This window comes from Citricoccus muralis, from assembly GCF_029637705.1.
In the GTDB taxonomy this organism is placed as follows: Bacteria; Actinomycetota; Actinomycetes; order Actinomycetales; family Micrococcaceae; genus CmP2.
Genome location: NZ_CP121252.1, coordinates 589,531 through 605,414 on the forward strand (window position 1 = coordinate 589,531; position 15,884 = coordinate 605,414).

A 15,884-nucleotide genomic window follows, 5' to 3' on the forward strand; every position below is an offset into this window, starting at 1 on the left:
TTCAGGGGAATGGTCAAGGCAGAACATTCCCGCCAAAGTGGCGCGGGTGTGATGGAGGCCCTACTGTGAAGTGCGTCATTCAACTCAGGAGGTTTCCTATGTCCGGTTCTTCGGGCGCTGCAGACGCGGGTGCGTCTCGGTCATCGAAGGGTGTGCCTGCTGCTGGCACGCACATTCACAACCCCAGCATCGTTGGCTTTACCGATGCTGAAATCAACGAAACCGCAGTCAAGCCCAAATGGAATTCGCTGGGCCCGGGCATCGTCGCCGCCGCCACGGGTGTTGGTGCCGCCGACCTTGTCGCCACGCTGACTGCAGGTTCCCGCTATGGCTACATGTTGCTGTGGGCTGTCGTCGTTGGCGTCATCATGAAGATCGTGCTGGTCGAAGGTGTGGGACGCTACTACCTCTCCACCGGTAAGACCATCTTCCAGGGCTGGCGCACACTGGGCTCCTGGACCAGCTGGTACTTCGGCCCGTACATCCTGATCTGGGGCTTCGTTTACGGCGCCACCGCGATGAGCTCGACGGCGCTGCCGCTGGCCGCCATGTTCCCAGCGGTGGACGCCAAGATCTTCGCGATCGCCGCCGGACTCATCGGGCTGGGCCTGGTCTGGCTGAACAAGTACCACCTCATCGAGAAGCTGATGACGGTGCTCATCGGCGTCATGTTCGTCACCGTGTTGCTCTCGGCCGCGCTGACCCTGCCGAACCTCGGCGATCTGGTGACCGGCTTCATCCCGCGCATTCCTTCCGAAGATGGTGCGATGTTCTACGTGCTGGCCCTGGCCGGCGGTGTGGGCGGCACGATCACCCTGGGTGCCTACGGCTACTGGCTGCGTGAGAAGGGCTGGAACCAGCCCAAGTGGATGAAGGTCATGCGCTTCGACAACGGCACCAGCTACGTGCTGACCGGTATCTTCGTGATCGCCACCATGATCATGGGCGTGGAGCTGCTTCACTCGGCTGGCATTGCCATTTCTGCCGGGGACCGAGGCCTGCTGGATGTCTCCACCGTGTTGGCGGATCGCTATGGCGAGGTCTGGTCCACCGTCTTCCTCATCGGCTTCTTCGCCGCATCGTTCTCCTCGCTACTGGGTGTGTGGCACGGCGTGTCCCTGATGTTCGGTGACTTCTGGGCCAACTTCCGCCGTCCCGCCGACGAGCTGGACCAGGACGACGCCCCGTCGCTGAAGTCCAAGCAGTCCCGGTTCTTCCTGCTGTGGCTGACTATCCCGCCGATGGCGCTGCTGTTCCTGGATCGGCCGATCTTCCTGATCCTGCTTTACGGAACGCTGGGTGCACTGTTCATGCCGTTCCTGGCGGTCACGTTGCTGTTCCTGAACAATCAGAAAAAGTTCGTGCCGAAGCAGTTCCGCAACGGTTGGATCCGCAACATTCTGCTCGCACTCACCGCCGCGATTTTCGTGGCCCTGGGCCTCAACGAGCTGATCAACGCGCTGTCGCCGCTCTGGTCCGGGGCATAGCTGGGGCCTCACCCAAGAACGCACCAACGCATCGGGCTCGAACGGAAGAATCCGTTCGAGCCCGATGCGTCTGCTGTGGAATGCCGAGATTACTTCTTCAGCGCCTGCGACCATTTCACGGCGGCACCCATCTTGAGCACGGAGCGCTCGTAGATCAGCGACGCCAGCATGATGGCCAGCACCGCAGTCACCGCAACGATGCCCACCGCCACGATGTTCTCCCACATGGCCGAGCTATCGAGGTAGACGCGCATCGGCACCGCCACCGGGGCGGAGAACGGAATGTAGCTCATCACGGCCAGCACGGTCTCGTTGTTCGAGAAGGCGATGATCAGGAAATAGGGCAACATGATCAGCATCATGATGGGGCTCGACGCAGCCGACAGATCTTCCTGACGGGAGACCAGCGAGGCGGCAGCGCCGTAGAGGGCGGCCAACGAGATGAATGCCAGCGTGAACAGCACCACGAACCAGATGATGGGTGCGGTCAAACCCTCGAGGTTGAGCTGCTGGCCGTTGAGCATCAGCCCAATGATGGCTGCTGCAGCGTAGAGGGTCACCTGAGCAAAGGCCAACACGGAGCAGGCCAGCACCTTGCCGGAGAGGATGGCGCGCGCTGGCACGGTGGCCAGCAGGATCTCGACAATGCGCGACTGCTTCTCCTCGACCACGGATTGGGCGATGGTCATGCCGAAGGTGATGGCCGGGAAGAAGAAGACCAGCCCGAACCCGATACCAATGAGGTACACGATGAACGGGTTCGGGGCGTTCGGATCCAGGATTTCGACTTCCGGAGACACCGAGAGCATGTTCATGACGCCGCTCGGTGCCTCGCGGTCGGCGATGACCTGTAGCCCGGTGGGGTTGGCTTCATCCGGGACGACGGCGTAGTCGACCTCGCCGTCGGCCACTGCTTCACGCGCTTCGTCCACGCCGGAGAAGGCGACCGTCTCGAAGTCCTCCCCGAGGGCGGAGATGGCGGACTCCGACTCGGCGGTGACGGCGACCTGGTCAGTGGAGGAGAACATGTCGCCCAGGCGCGGGCCGAGCACGGAGCCCAGCAGGATCAAGGCCAGCACGATCAGCGTGGGGGTGACGAACCCCTTGGACTTCAGCCGGGTGGTGATCTCGCGCTTGGCAATCACCAGGACCGCGGTCCAGAACGGGGTGCGTCCGCGCACCGGTGCCGAACCGGTACCGTGCGGGGTGGTGGAACGGGGCGTCGACGTCTGCAGGGTGCTCATCGGATCGTCTCCTTGAAGATGTCATGAAGGGTGTGGTTCACGGTGCCGAAATACTCGACCGTGCCGCGTTGCTGCGCCTGGGCGAGCACCTGGTTGGCGTGCTCGAGAGAATCGGCGGAGAAGCGGGCCCAGCCGCCATCGAATTCCAACACGTCGACGCCGGTTTCTCGGATCCAGCCGGCATCAGCGGCAGAGCGGATTTCCCATTCCGGTGTGGCGGAAGCCCGCAGGATTTCCTCGCGGGTTCCGGCGGCGCGCACCTCGCCGGCGGCGACGATGACGAGTTCATCGCAGAGCCGCTCGACCAGGTCCAGTTGGTGGGAGGAGAAGAGCACGGGGGCACCCGCATCGGCGGTGTCACGCAGCACCTCCACGGTGGTCTCCACCGCGAGCGGGTCCAGCCCGGAAAAAGGCTCATCCAGCACCAGCGCCACCGGGTCGTGGATGAGGGCTGCCGCGATCTGGGCGCGCTGCTGGTTGCCCAGAGAGAGCTCCTCGAGCTTGTCGTTGGCGCGCAGGTCCAGGTTCAGCCGCTCCAGCAGGTCGGCACCGCGGCGCTTCGCTTCGGCGGCCGGCATGCCGTGCAACTGCGCGAGGTATACCAGCTGCTCCAGGACCTTCATCTTGGGGTAGAGTCCGCGCTCCTCGGGCATGTAGCCGATGGCCGCCCGATAGTCGGCGGTGATGGGGGCTCCGTTAACCTCGATGGACCCGGAATCGGGGGTGAGCACACCGAGGATGGTGCGCATGGTGGTGGTTTTGCCGGCGCCGTTGCCGCCGACGAATCCCGTCATCAGACCCGGCTTGATGTCGAAGGTGATGTTCTTCAGGACGTGATGGTCTCCGAAGCTCTTGTGGATCGACCGTAGTGAAATCATGATTTCAGCCTAGGCAGTCCCGGCCGATCTGACTTCCACCCTGCGGGGGAGACGGGTGGCGGATATTCTCGCCGATCAGCTCCCGTTGACGACGCCGTGCTCGTAGGCCCAGATCACCGCGTGGAGGCGGTCTTTGACCCCGAGTTTCATCAGGATGTTGGACACGTGGGTCTTCACGGTGGCTGGGGCGACGAAGAGTTCCTCGGCGATCTCGGAGTTGGATTTGCCTTGCGCCACCAGCACCAGGGTGTCGCGCTCGCGCTCCGTGAAGCGAGAGAGATCCGGGGCGGAGTCTGCTGTTGCCGCCGACTCGCCCGGCGTCGACCGTGAGAAGGAGTCCGCAGCGCCGTCGTCGCGACCCAAGAACCGGGAGAGCACTCGCCCGGTCACTTCAGGAGCGAGAAGCGAGTCTCCGGCGGCGAGCTTCTGCACCGCACTGATCAGCTCCTCGGGGCCCGCGGTTTTGAGCATGAACCCGCTAGCCCCGGCTTCCAGGGTCTGGAACAGAAACTCGTCGTGATCAAAGGTAGTCAGGATCAGGATGGCGGCGCGCGTGTCTTCGGCCGTGAGCCGCCGGGTGGTCTCGATGCCGTCGAGCACCGGCATCTGCACGTCGAGGCAGATCACGTCCGGGTCGAGTCGCTCCACGGCTTCGAGCGCTTCCAGCCCGTTGGAGGCTTCACCGACCACTTCGATGCCGGGCTCGGTGTCGAGAATGGTGGCGAACCCGGTGCGGATCAGCGGCTGGTCATCCACGAGCAGTACCCGGATGTTCTCGGTGTCGGTCACGCGCTCTCCTGTGCCTTGTAGGGAACCCGGGCGCGGACCAGCCAGCCGCCGCGGGATTTCGGTCCGATATGGATGGTGGCGCCGATGGCGTTGATCCGTTCGCGCATGCCCTGCAGCCCGGTGCCGGTGCCGGGGCGCTGCAGCGGCTGAGCGCGCCCGTCGTCCGAAACCTCCAGCTCCACCGCATCGGTGCCGTAACGCAGACGCACGTGCACGCTCGCCGTGGCGCCGGCGTGTTTGCGGGCGTTGCTCAGTGCTTCCTGGGCGACCCGGTACAGGGTCAGTTCCACTGCCCGTCCCACCGGCACGGCCTCGCCCACTTGGTCATAGGTGACCGTCTGGGTGGTGTCGTCGGCGCGCTCCGTGAGCTCCGCCAGATCTTCGAGCCCGGGCAGCGGTCCCGCGCTGCCGGCGCTGTCACGGAGGGTGTACACCAGGGTGCGCAGGTCGCCGATGGCTTCCTGGGAGGCGTCCTCCACGTGGGTGAGCTGGCTCGCGGCCGCCTCCGAGCGCGGAGGATCGGTGCTGAGCAGCCGCCGGGCGGCGGCAGCATGGACGCCCATGACGGTGACGTGATGGGCGACGACGTCGTGCAGCTCCCGGGCGATGCGCAGCCGCTCGAACTCCACGGCCTGCTCCGCGATCACCGACTGGGCCGACTGCAGCTCCGCGTGGGCCCGCTCCAGCTCGAGCCGGTCCATGGCGGAATCCCACGCCCGGTCGCCGAAGATCCAGGCGGCACCGAAGAACACCAGGTTGATCAGCCACTGCACGAGGATCCCGGACACCAGCGGACCCGACACCGGGGCCTCTCCGGTGAGTGACTCCAGCGTGGCCCAGGCCAACCACACGGCCATCAGGATGATGATGACCAGGCGCATCCAGAACGCGATCCGACGGCGGTGTTCCCAGGCCCCCAGCGCGTATATCGAGAGGAAGAGCACCACCTGTGCGCTGTTCGCCTCGAACCCGAGAAACGCTCCCGCGCAGAAGTAGATGGTGCAGGTCAGCGGGGCGATCACCAGCGGGTAGCGTCGGTAAAAAATCAGGGGCAGGGCGAGCAGCCCGGCACCGATCATCACATCGATGCTCGTCCATTCCAGCTCCACATAGAACGGCGAGTAAATACTCAAGAACCCGGTGAGAATGCCGAACGCGGCGACGACGAGGGCCACCGTCACATCGGTGCGCAGCCAGTTCTCCGGCAACGGTCGGATGCTGGCGCCCGTGTCTTCCGCGGCGTCGTCAGTGTCAGCGGTCGGGGACTCCGGTGCCTCGGTCACGGGCTGGGGCATCGTGGATCCTTCGCGGTGGTGGGCTGCTGAGTTCATCCTAGGTCAGTCGCACTCGCGGTCCACGGCGAATCCCAGATGCGGCATCTCCACTCCGCGATAGTGCTTCACGAATCGAGTGCGTACCGTCATGCCCAGCCGGATGGCCACATTCATCGACGCCAGATTGGTGTCGCGCACGTGCGCCCACACCGTTTCGACGCCCAGCTGGTTGAACGCGAAGTCCCGGCAGGCCCGTGCGGCCTCGGTGGCATAGCCACGGCGCCAGTGGTCGCGGTGGAAGAGATAGCCCACCTCGTCCACCGTGGTCTCAGCCTGGGGCTGCCGGGTGATCCCGCACTGGCCGATCATCTCCCCGGTCGCTCGCAGCTCCACGGCCCACAGCCCGAACCTGTCGTTCCGGTAGCGCTGAAGCATGCGCGTGAGCCACGCGTCCACCATGTCGCCGCTGAAGGCGCCCTCGTAGTGGGTCATCGTGGTCTCATCCTGCAGGATCCCGCGCAGCGCGGGCAGGTCCTCGCCCGTCATCTCGCGCAGCTCGAGCCGGTCCGTACTCAGAATGCGCCGACCGCGCTCCGCTTCAGCCACCGGAGACTCCATGGACTTCCAGTGCGGCGATCATCCGTTCGCGCAGCATCTGGCTGCGCTCGGAGAACGCCCGCTGTGCCCGCACATACTCCGCCTTGCCCTCGGGCGTCTCGATGCGGATCGGCTCGAATCCCCAGTCGGCCAGATCATAAGGCGACGCTTGCATGTCCATCACGCGGATCTCCCAGGCCAGCTCGAAGCACTCCGCCAGCAGCTCGGAATCCACCAGCGGCAGCAATTTGCCACACCATTTATAGAGATCCATGTTGGCGTGCAAGCAGCCGGGCTGCTCCAACTCCACCATCGAGGCGCGGGTGGGCTGCAGCTGGTTGAACCCGCGGGCTTCCGGCGCATAGAACCGGAAGGCATCGAAATGCGAGCAGGAGATCTGGTGGTCCTCCACCACCGCGTCGGTCCCGGAGGCGCCCAACCGCAGCGGCACGGTCGAATGCCGGATGCCGTGGAGATCCGAGCGGTAGGCCATCGCCCACTCGTGCAGCCCGAAGCAACTCAGCCGGGCGGTGCGCTCGCGGGTCGCTGGCAGCAACCGCAGAGCAAAATCGATCATCGAGGCCCGCTCTTCGCGGAACCGCATCACGTCCACGGTCCAGCCACCGTGGGGCAGGCCCGCTGCGGCGTCGGGCTCCACTCGGCGGTAGAACTTCCACTGGGAGTGCGGTGCCTGTTCCTCCTGGGATCGATTGGCGACGACGACGCCGGGTCCCGGGTGCCAGCGTTTCAGCGCGGCGGGGGAGAGCGAGTAGTAGGAGAACAGGAAGTCGTACACCGGATGTTTCATGCCGTCGTCGTGCAGGGCGACCAGCGGATCCGTGAACGCACCGATGCGCTCCGCATGGGCTTCCGCGCGCGGTTGCCACTGCGCGGCCGAGAGCACGGTGGAATGCTCGGCGTGCAACGCGGTGACATCGGTGGGGGCCATGGTCTCCATTCTAGAAGCTGCGATCGAGCGTCGCGCGGGGCGAGTTTACGTCTGTGAAACAAGATCGACGGCGGACGGAAATCTGCGGCTGGAAACGTGGACCGACAGTTCGCCCTCTCGGAGCGAGCGAGGTTCAGACCTGAGGAGGCACCGTCGATGCACCTGCAACCCAAGGACTACGACAAGCTCATGGTGGTGGTGGCTGCGGATCTGGCGTACCGGAGACGGCGCCGAGGACTGCGGCTGAACTACCCCGAAGCCATCGCCGTGATCACCTATGAGCTGGTCGAGGGAGCCCGAGACGGTCGAACGGTCGCGGATCTGATGAGCTGGGGGAGCACGATCCTCACCGTCGATGACGTTCAAGACGGTGTCGCGGAGATGATCTCCGACGTCCAGGTTGAGGCCACGTTCCCGGACGGGACCAAGCTCGTCACGGTCCACCATCCCATCCGTGAGGCGGTCTCGGCATGATCCCGGGAGAGTACCTCCTCGCTCAGGACGACGTGACGTGCAATGTCGATCGGGAGTCCATCGAACTCGAGGTGACCAACCGGGGCGACCGTCCGGTTCAGGTCGGCTCGCATTTCCATTTCGCCGAGACGAATCCGGCCCTGGATTTCGACCGCGAGGCCGCCCGGGGGCATCGCCTTGACCTGCCGGCGGGGACCGCGGTGCGACTCGAGCCCGGAGACGCCACCACCGTCCGGCTCATCCCCTTCGGAGGGCGCCGTGTCGTCTCCGGCTTCCGGGACCAGGTCAACGGAGAGCTGGAGCGCTCATGACCCGGCGGATTCTTCCAGACGATGACAGCACCCAAGACAGCACCATCCAGAGAGAGCCCCGATGAGCTTCAACCTCAGCCGCCAGGAATACGCCAGTCTCTACGGGCCGACGACCGGCGATGCTATCCGCCTGGCCGACACCGAGCTCTTCGCCGAGATCGAGGCTGACCTGACGACGCCGGGCGAAGAGGCGGTCTTCGGCGGAGGCAAGGTGGTGCGCGCCGGCATGGGTCAGCACGGCACCGCGGTGCGCGACGACGACGTGGCCGACCTAGTGATCACCAACGTCGTCATCATCGACTGGACCGGGATCTACAAGGCTGATGTGGCGGTGCGCGACGGCCATATTCACCGCATCGGCAAGGCCGGCAACCCCGACACGATGAACGGCGTGACGATCACCATCGGCGCCTCCACCGACGTCATCGCCGGTGAAGGCAAGATCCTCACGGCCGGCGGCATCGATACCCACATCCACTTCATCAGTCCCGACCAGATCGAGACGGCGCTGGTCTCGGGGATCACCACCATGATCGGCGGCGGCACCGGCCCCTCCGAGTCGACGAAAGCCACCACGATCACCCCGGGCGAGTGGAACATCCACAACATGCTGCGCTCCTTCGAGGAGTTTCCGATGAACTTCGGGCTGTTGGGCAAGGGACACGCGTCCGCACTGGAGCCGCTGGCCGAGCAGATCCGGGCCGGCGCCATCGGCCTGAAGATCCACGAGGATTGGGGCGCCACACCCTCGTCCATCGACCGGGCGCTGACCGTGGCCGACGAGTACGACATCCAGGTGGCCATCCACACCGACACCCTCAACGAGGCGGGATTCGTCGAGGACACCCGTGCGGCCATCGGCGGCCGGGTGATCCACACCTTCCACACCGAGGGTGCCGGCGGCGGTCACGCCCCCGACATCATCGAGCTGGCCGGAGAGCCGAACATCCTTCCCGCCTCGACCAACCCGACTCTGCCCTTCACGCGCAACACGCTGGAAGAGCACCTGGACATGCTCATGGTGTGTCACCATCTCAACCCGGACATCCCGGAGGACGTCGCGTTCGCCGATTCGCGCATCCGCGAAGAGACCATCGCCGCCGAAGATGTCCTGCAGGATCGTGGCATCTTCTCCATGACCTCCTCGGATTCGCAGGCGATGGGCCGCGTGGGAGAGGTCATCCTGCGCACGTGGCAGACGGCCGACTCGATGAAGCGGCAGCGCGGCCCGCTGCCCGGTGATGAAGACCGCGTCGGGGACAACGCCCGGATCAAGCGCTATATCGCGAAGTACACCATCAACCCCGCCCTCGCCCAGGGCATCGCGGACACCGTCGGATCGATCCAGGAGGGCAAGTTCGCCGATCTGGTGCTCTGGGAGCCGAAGTTCTTCGGCGTCAAGCCGGATCTGATCCTCAAGGGCGGTCAGATGGTGCACGGCGTGATGGGCGATCCCAACGCCTCCATCCCGACTCCGCAGCCGCGCACCTACCGTCGAGCCTTCGGCGCCTACGGTGCAGCGGTGAGCACCGGATCCATCACCTTCGTCTCCCAGGCTGCTCTCGACGCCGACGTTCCCGGACAGCTCGGCCTGCGCAAGCAGGTGCGAGCCTGCGGCGGGATCCGCGACCTGAGGAAGAAGGATCTGAAGCACAACGGCGAAACACCGGAGATCACGGTGGATCCCCAGACCTATGAGGTCAGAGTCGACGGCGAGCTCATCACCTGCGCGCCCGCAGAGGTTTTGCCGATGGCGCAGCGATATTTCCTCTTCTGATCCGAGCGCAACACCAGCGCAGCACAACTCACGCAGAAAGGCAGGTTCACGATGATCGTGACCACCACGCTCGGCAACACCCGCCACGACGACGGCGCCCAGCTGATCGGCGACCGACACGTCGAGAAGGTCGCCCTGGACAGCGCAGATCTGGTTAAGCGCATCCAGCGCCTGGAGACCGACCACGGCCGCGAGCTGGGGCTGAGGCTGCCCGCTGATGCTGAGGATCTGCGCGACGGCGACATTCTGTATCTGGACGATGCCGGGGAGCGGGGCCACGCCATCGTCGTCTCGGTGCTGCCGACCGAGGTGCTGGTGATCTCGGCGCAGTCGATCGTAGAGATGGCCTTCATCGCGCACAGCCTGGGCAACCGGCATCTGCAAGCGCAGTTCTTCGGCGCGGACAGCGAATACGGCTCTGAGGTCATGGTGGTGCAGGACGATCACACGGTGCGCGACTTTCTCGATCATCATCAGGCATACTACGAGCGCCAGCAGCGGGTGATGCCGACACCGTTCCGGCACGCCGCCCACACCCATTGAGACCTGTGGACGAACTCAGCGTGCTGCTGGCGGTGATGCAGCTGTCCGATTCCGCGCTGCCGACCGGCGCGTTCAGCCATTCTCTCGGGTTCGAGACCTACATGGACCGCGAGACCATCCGGGGAGAAGCCGACTTCGGGGCGTGGCTCGAGATGTTCATCGCGCAGTCGCTGACCACCGCGGACGCCCTGGCGATTCGGCTGGTCTACCAGGCGGACACGTTCGACGAGGTGGCGGATCTGGATGAGCTGATGACCGTGCAGGCGCTGCCGCAGCAGATCCGTGACAGCGGGATCACCATGGGCAGGAGGCTACTGGCCATCGGAGCGGAGTCTTACCCGGGCCCGTGGGTCGAGGACTACCGGGTGGGCATTGACGAGGGCCGACTCTCGGGGCACCAGGCGACGATTTGGGCAGTGCTGGCACGGCAGCTGACGGTCCCCGTCCATGCTGCGGTCGCCTCACATCTGTACGCGACGGTGATCTCGCTGACCCAGAACGCCGTGCGGGCGATCCCCTTGGGGCAGTCGGCGGGGCAACGGGTGATCCGGCAGGCCCAGCCCTGGGTGGAGCGGGCTGTGGCTCGGTCCGGCGAGCTGGATCTCGATGATCTGGGCGCCATTGCCCCGGGTCTCGAGATCGCTCAGATGCAGCACCAACGACAACGAGCTCGTCTCTTCATGAGCTGAGCAGAAGGAGAAGAACAGCATGGAACCCGTCATCATCGGCATCGGCGGCCCCGTGGGATCGGGGAAGACCCAGCTCATCGAACGGCTGACCCGGGCCATGAGCGAGGAGATCTCGATGGCCGCCATCACCAACGACATCTACACCATCGAAGACGCCCGGATTCTGGCGCAGAACTCGGTCCTCCCGCTGGAGCGCATCGTGGGCATCGAGACCGGCGGATGTCCGCACACCGCCATCCGAGAGGACACGTCCATGAATGAGGCGGCGATCCTCGAGCTGAAGAAGACCTTCGACGACCTGCAGATCATCTTCGTGGAATCCGGCGGTGACAACCTCTCCGCCACCTTCAGCCCGGAGCTGGTGGATTTCTCCATCTACATCATCGACGTGGCCCAGGGAGAGAAGATTCCTCGCAAAGCTGGACAGGGGATGATCAAATCCGACCTGTTCATCATCAACAAGACGGACCTCGCCCCCCACGTGGGTGCAGACCTCTCCGTGATGGAAGAGGACTCGCGGTCTTTTCGCAAGAACAAGCCGTTCGCCTTCACTAATCTGAAGACCGACGAAGGGCTGGGGCAGGTAATGGACTGGATCCGTCACGAGGTTCTGATGCTGGACCTGGCCACGTGACGCCGACGCGAGTGGAGACGACGAAGCCCGATTCAGACTCGGCGTGGGCGGGGCGACTGCGCCTCGTGGTGCGTTCCGGGCGGCAACGGTGTTTTGCCGCGGAGCAGTTCCATGAGGGGGCGCTGCGGGTGCTCCGACCGCACTACCTGGACGACTCGGGTCAGGTCGCATACACGGTGATCAATCCCGGAGGAGCCTACCTGGGAGCCGATCGCTACCTGCTGGATGTCACCGTTGGCCCCGGGGCCTCGGCCCTGCTGACCACCCAGTCCGCCACCAAGGTCTATCGCACACCCCAGGGAGCAGCCGAGCAGATCATGCGGGTGCGGCTCGACGCCGAGGCGGTGCTGGAGTACGTTCCCGATCAGCTCATCGTCTATCGAGGCGGTTCGTATCGGCAGCGCACCGTCGTCGACATGGAGCCGAGTGCCACCCTGGTGCTCTCCGAAATCATCACCGCCGGCTGGGACCCAGAGGGTGCCGAGTTCGCCTACGACGATCTGTCGCTGCGCACCGAGGTGCGCGTTCGGACCCCGGGCGGCATGCGGCGGCTGTTGGTGGACCATCTGCGCCTGGCTCCCGGTCGGGACGGCGCGCTGCACGGGATCGGCATCATGGAGGGCCACAGTCACACCGGCCAGTTGCTGATCGCCGATGCCCGGCTCGACGACGATCTGCTCGCTCTCGTCTGCGATCTCATCGACGCCTCGGAGACCGTTTCGGGGGTGAGCCTGATCGGCGCCGGCGATGCTCTCGCCGGAATGCGGGGATGGTGTGTCAGGTCCCTGGCCTGCCGTACCCGACAAATCTCCGCCCTGCATGACCAGATCATCAACCTGGTGCGCCAGCGCACCCGAGCACAGTCGCCTCTGCGGCTGAGGAAGTATTGAAGTGCCGTCCGATTCCCTGGGCCAGCAGCGTCGGCGCATCACCACCCTGGCGTGGATTCTCGCGTTGAGCGTGGCCCTGCTGACCGCCACGGTCTCAGCGCTGATGATTGGCAGCGTGCCCGTGACTCCGGCAGACGCGCTGCGCATCGTCGTCTCCCGGATGGTCGGGCCCCCGGAGGACCCACCGTGGAGCGCGACGATCGAGGCGATCGTGTGGGAGGTTCGGCTTCCGCGGGTGTTGTTGGCCGTGGCGGTCGGTGCCGGACTTGCGGTCTGCGGCACAGCCTTGCAGGCGATGGTGCGCAATGTGCTGGCGGAGCCCTATATCCTCGGCATCAGCTCGGGGGCATCGACGGGTGCGGCCGCCGCGATCGTGTTGGGGTGGGGCGGCGGCATCCTCGGGGACCATCCGCTGCAGGCCATGGCCTTTCTGGGGGCCGTGGCCGCCAGCCTGGTGGTCTATGGTGTGGCCCGTACTTCCGGTCAGCTGACGTCGATACGTCTGCTTCTGGCCGGAGTGGCCGTGGGGTACGCGCTGAATGCGATGACCAGCTTCCTCATCTTCGCCGCGGGTGATGCCGAGGGCGCACGATCGGTGATGTTCTGGCTCCTGGGGTCGCTGGCGCTCGCGGAATGGGGGACTCCGCTGCTGCTCTGCGGGATCGTCGTGGTGGTCACGGTGACGCTGCTGACCGCACGCGGACGCACGCTGGATGTGCTGACGCTCGGCGATGAGACGGCCGCGTCGCTGGGGATCTCACCGCACCGGACCCGTACCGTGCTGCTGTTGCTGATCTCGCTGACCATCGGCTTGATCGTGGCGGCGTCCGGTTCAATCGGATTCATCGGACTCATCATCCCGCATCTGGCGCGACGAGCCGTCGGGGTCAACCATGGTCGGGTGATCCCCGTCGCGGCGCTGATGGGAGCGCTGCTGATGGTCCTGGCCGATCTGGTGGCGCGCACGGTGCTCGCACCACAGGAGCTGCCCATCGGCATCCTGACGGCGATGCTCGGCGCGCCCCTGCTGCTGATTCTGATTCGACGCTTGCATGCCCACCGGTCCTGATGAACACCGAAATCTCAGCGCACGGAACTCCGTGAAAGACGATGACATGACACGAAACCAACGCCCGAGGAACACCTCGGCTCAAGGCCAGCGCGGACGCGGAGCCACACTCAGGGCAGCGGCGGTTGCCACGGCAGCGGCTCTGAGCCTGGTCGGCTGTTCAGACGGCGCGGAGACCTCGGCGGCGGGTCATGGGTCCGGGGCGGAGGAATCGGTCGAGCACTATCCCGTCGCGGTGAGCAACTGCGGACAGCCCGTCGAGTTCGAGGAGGACCCCGAGCGGTTGGTGCTGCTGAAGGCCGCCTCCGTTCCCGCTCTATACGAGCTCGGCGTGCTGGACCGAGCCGTGGCTCGTGCCGGTGCCTATCCGGAAGAGCAGTATGACGACGACGTCGTGGCCCAGCTACAGGACATCCCGCAGCTCTCGGAGCGGCTGGATCCGACCGGGCACCTGCAGATCTCCCGCGATATCGTCCTCGCCCAGGAGCCCGATCTGGTGCTGGGAGAGGTGGACGGTCTGCAGCGTGACTCTCTCGAGCGATTCGGAATCCCGTTGATCGAGGAGCCGGCCCTGTGTTCGAGCGGAGGCGAGGAAACGCCGTCCTTCGACAGTGTGAGCGACCAGCTGCGCGTCTATGCGGAGATCTTCAATGTCGAAGCCCGTGCAGAAGAGGCGATCTCGGCTCTGGAAGACCGCGTGGAGGCGGCCACTACCGCCGGAGAACAGGGACAGACTCGCCGGGCGGCCGTGCTCTACCCGACGGTTGGCGGAGGCTCCACCTACGCCTACGGCACCGGGTCGATGGCGCACCCGCAGCTGGAAGCGGCGGGTTTCACCAACGTGTTCGAAGACGTCGATCAGCGCGTCTTCGAGGTCAGCCCCGAGGAACTCATCGCGCGCGATCCCGAGGTGCTCGTTCTGCTGTACTCCCAGGGAGATCCGGAACAGATCATCGAGGCGGTGGCGGACCTTCCCGGGGCTCAGTCCATTGCCGCTGTGCGAACGGAGCAGATGCTGGCACAGCCGATGAACCTCACCGAGCCAGCCACCCCGCTCGCTGTCGAAGGGCTGGAGCGCATCGTGGAGAGGTTCTCGTAATGATCTCTGCGCACGGGCTGTGCTTCTCGTACCGTCGCAGGACGGTCCTCAAGGAGGTGTCCCTCGACGTCGCTCCCGGGGACGTCGTGGGGCTGATCGGGCCGAACAGAAGCGGAAAGACCACGCTGTTGCGTCTGCTCTCCGGCCGCCTGACCTCCGATGCTGGGACCGTTCCGAGACCCGAGCATCTGGAGCCGGTGTATTCGGTGTCGGTGAAACGCCTGGAGCTGGATGGCGAGGTTCTTGTGCTGACGAGGGGCAGACCATGACGGGTTCCTCCATCCAGAACGACATCACCCGCTACTGGGATCAGCGTGCTCCGCTGTATCACGGCTACCAACAGCACCCCGATCGTCGGGACGACGACCGGAGGATCTGGGCGGAGGCGTTTCGCGCCGTGCTGCCTGAACCTCCTGCTCGGGTGTTGGATCTCGGAACCGGCAGCGGATTCTTAGCCTGGGTGCTGGCCGATCTGGGCCATCAGGTCACCGGAACCGATCTGTCCCCGTCCATGCTCCGTCTGGCACGTGGACACATTCCGCGTCCGCGGCACGAGCTGGGGCCGCCGCAGGGGACGAGGCCGACATTCGAGTACGGCGATGCCGTGCGTCCGGACGCCGCAGAGTGCAGCATCGATGTCATCACCAGCCGGTACCTGCTGTGGACCTTGTGCCGGCCCCACGAAGCCATATCGAACTGGTACCGGATCGTGCGCCCGGGCGGAATGCTCGCGATGGCCGACGCCAGCTGGTTTCCCTCCGGACTGGAGAAGAACCCGACGCGCGGTTTCGCGCAGCACTACCACGCAGCCGTCCGCCACGGGCTGCCCCTGGCTGAAACAGACACGGTGGCCGGGGCGATGCGACTGATGCGCGACGCCGGATTCCTCGAGGTGCAGGCACGTCCGCTGACTACCCTGCACGAGATCGACCGTCACAGGGAGGCTGTTCCGGGTCATGAACCACAGCTTCAGCACCTGATCACCGCGGTGCGTCCGAGGTCGTCATCACCCGAGACAGAAAGGTGGCTCGCCCGCGTCACGAGCTGACAGGATTCTGCCACTTCACGACGATGTAACGCGATCTTCCCCGCGATTAACGCGCTTGAAATAGTCGAGCAACGTCAGGGCAATGCCGCCGGAGGATGCTGAGACAGGCGGACGGTTGAACGTCACCCGCTG

18 protein-coding genes are annotated in these 15,884 nt (G+C 65.3%); 12 read left to right on the forward strand and 6 right to left on the reverse strand.

Translation table 11 applies throughout. The features are described 5' to 3' along the window. The first annotated feature begins 98 nt into the window (after positions 1–98). Positions 99–1,487, forward strand: a complete 1,389-nt coding sequence (locus tag P8192_RS02690; protein ID WP_278158293.1) for an Nramp family divalent metal transporter — start codon at positions 99–101, stop codon at positions 1,485–1,487. A gap of 89 nt (positions 1,488–1,576) precedes the next feature. Here the strand turns inward: P8192_RS02690 and P8192_RS02695 are convergent, their stop codons facing one another. The 6 genes from P8192_RS02695 to P8192_RS02720 form a co-directional block, all read right to left on the reverse strand. Then, the gene (locus P8192_RS02695; protein ID WP_278158295.1) at positions 1,577–2,731 is read right to left on the reverse strand and encodes an ABC transporter permease; all 1,155 of its coding nucleotides are present in this window, start codon (positions 2,729–2,731) and stop codon (positions 1,577–1,579) included. Further along, complete coding sequence (locus P8192_RS02700; protein ID WP_278158297.1) at positions 2,728–3,609, reverse strand: ABC transporter ATP-binding protein; 882 nt, start codon at positions 3,607–3,609, stop codon at positions 2,728–2,730. Before P8192_RS02700 ends, P8192_RS02695 begins: the two co-directional genes overlap by 4 nt. Before the next feature lie 75 nt (positions 3,610–3,684). Further along, the gene (locus tag P8192_RS02705; RefSeq protein ID WP_278158298.1) at positions 3,685–4,398 is read right to left on the reverse strand and encodes a response regulator; all 714 of its coding nucleotides are present in this window, start codon (positions 4,396–4,398) and stop codon (positions 3,685–3,687) included. Beyond that, positions 4,395–5,693: a sensor histidine kinase gene (locus P8192_RS02710; RefSeq protein WP_278158299.1), complete on the reverse strand. Its 1,299-nt coding sequence runs from the start codon at positions 5,691–5,693 to the stop codon at positions 4,395–4,397. Before P8192_RS02710 ends, P8192_RS02705 begins: the two co-directional genes overlap by 4 nt. 42 nt (positions 5,694–5,735) lie before the next feature. Next, the gene (locus P8192_RS02715; RefSeq protein WP_278158300.1) at positions 5,736–6,278 is read right to left on the reverse strand and encodes a GNAT family N-acetyltransferase; all 543 of its coding nucleotides are present in this window, start codon (positions 6,276–6,278) and stop codon (positions 5,736–5,738) included. After that, a complete protein-coding gene (locus P8192_RS02720; protein WP_278158302.1) occupies positions 6,271–7,218 on the reverse strand; it encodes a 3-methyladenine DNA glycosylase in 948 nt (315 codons plus the stop codon). Before P8192_RS02720 ends, P8192_RS02715 begins: the two co-directional genes overlap by 8 nt. Positions 7,219–7,374: 156 nt before the next feature. On the opposite strand from P8192_RS02720, the gene P8192_RS02725 reads away from it, so the two are divergent. The 11 genes from P8192_RS02725 to P8192_RS02775 all read left to right on the forward strand — a co-directional run bounded on the left by P8192_RS02725 (position 7,375) and on the right by P8192_RS02775 (position 15,752). After that, positions 7,375–7,692 carry an urease subunit gamma gene (locus P8192_RS02725; RefSeq protein ID WP_278158304.1) on the forward strand — a complete coding sequence of 106 codons (318 nt, stop codon included), beginning with the start codon at positions 7,375–7,377 and terminating at the stop codon, positions 7,690–7,692. Continuing rightward, on the forward strand, positions 7,689–8,003 hold the full coding sequence (locus tag P8192_RS02730) for an urease subunit beta (protein WP_278158305.1): 315 nt from the start codon (positions 7,689–7,691) through the stop codon (positions 8,001–8,003). The genes P8192_RS02725 and P8192_RS02730 overlap by 4 nt, the downstream gene beginning before the upstream one ends. A gap of 61 nt (positions 8,004–8,064) precedes the next feature. Further along, positions 8,065–9,780 carry an urease subunit alpha gene (gene ureC / locus P8192_RS02735; RefSeq protein WP_278158307.1) on the forward strand — a complete coding sequence of 572 codons (1,716 nt, stop codon included), beginning with the start codon at positions 8,065–8,067 and terminating at the stop codon, positions 9,778–9,780. Positions 9,781–9,831: 51 nt separating this feature from the next. Next, a complete protein-coding gene (gene ureE, locus P8192_RS02740; protein WP_278158308.1) occupies positions 9,832–10,323 on the forward strand; it encodes an urease accessory protein UreE in 492 nt (163 codons plus the stop codon). Between the two features lie 35 nt (positions 10,324–10,358). Continuing rightward, positions 10,359–11,012 carry an urease accessory protein UreF gene (locus tag P8192_RS02745; RefSeq protein WP_278159711.1) on the forward strand — a complete coding sequence of 218 codons (654 nt, stop codon included), beginning with the start codon at positions 10,359–10,361 and terminating at the stop codon, positions 11,010–11,012. 19 nt (positions 11,013–11,031) lie between these two features. Further along, a complete protein-coding gene (gene ureG, locus P8192_RS02750; protein ID WP_278158310.1) occupies positions 11,032–11,646 on the forward strand; it encodes an urease accessory protein UreG in 615 nt (204 codons plus the stop codon). Further along, positions 11,643–12,536, forward strand: coding sequence for an urease accessory protein UreD (locus P8192_RS02755; RefSeq protein WP_278158312.1), 894 nt, complete (start codon positions 11,643–11,645; stop codon positions 12,534–12,536). Before ureG ends, P8192_RS02755 begins: the two co-directional genes overlap by 4 nt. Position 12,537: 1 nt before the next feature. Next, the gene (locus tag P8192_RS02760) at positions 12,538–13,605 is read left to right on the forward strand and encodes a FecCD family ABC transporter permease (RefSeq protein ID WP_278158314.1); all 1,068 of its coding nucleotides are present in this window, start codon (positions 12,538–12,540) and stop codon (positions 13,603–13,605) included. A gap of 46 nt (positions 13,606–13,651) precedes the next feature. Beyond that, the gene (locus tag P8192_RS02765; protein ID WP_278158316.1) at positions 13,652–14,704 is read left to right on the forward strand and encodes an ABC transporter substrate-binding protein; all 1,053 of its coding nucleotides are present in this window, start codon (positions 13,652–13,654) and stop codon (positions 14,702–14,704) included. After that, a complete protein-coding gene (locus P8192_RS02770) occupies positions 14,704–14,973 on the forward strand; it encodes an ATP-binding cassette domain-containing protein (RefSeq protein ID WP_278158317.1) in 270 nt (89 codons plus the stop codon). The genes P8192_RS02765 and P8192_RS02770 overlap by 1 nt, the downstream gene beginning before the upstream one ends. Next, positions 14,970–15,752, forward strand: coding sequence for a class I SAM-dependent methyltransferase (locus tag P8192_RS02775; RefSeq protein ID WP_278158319.1), 783 nt, complete (start codon positions 14,970–14,972; stop codon positions 15,750–15,752). The genes P8192_RS02770 and P8192_RS02775 overlap by 4 nt, the downstream gene beginning before the upstream one ends. Positions 15,753–15,884: the final 132 nt, after the last annotated feature.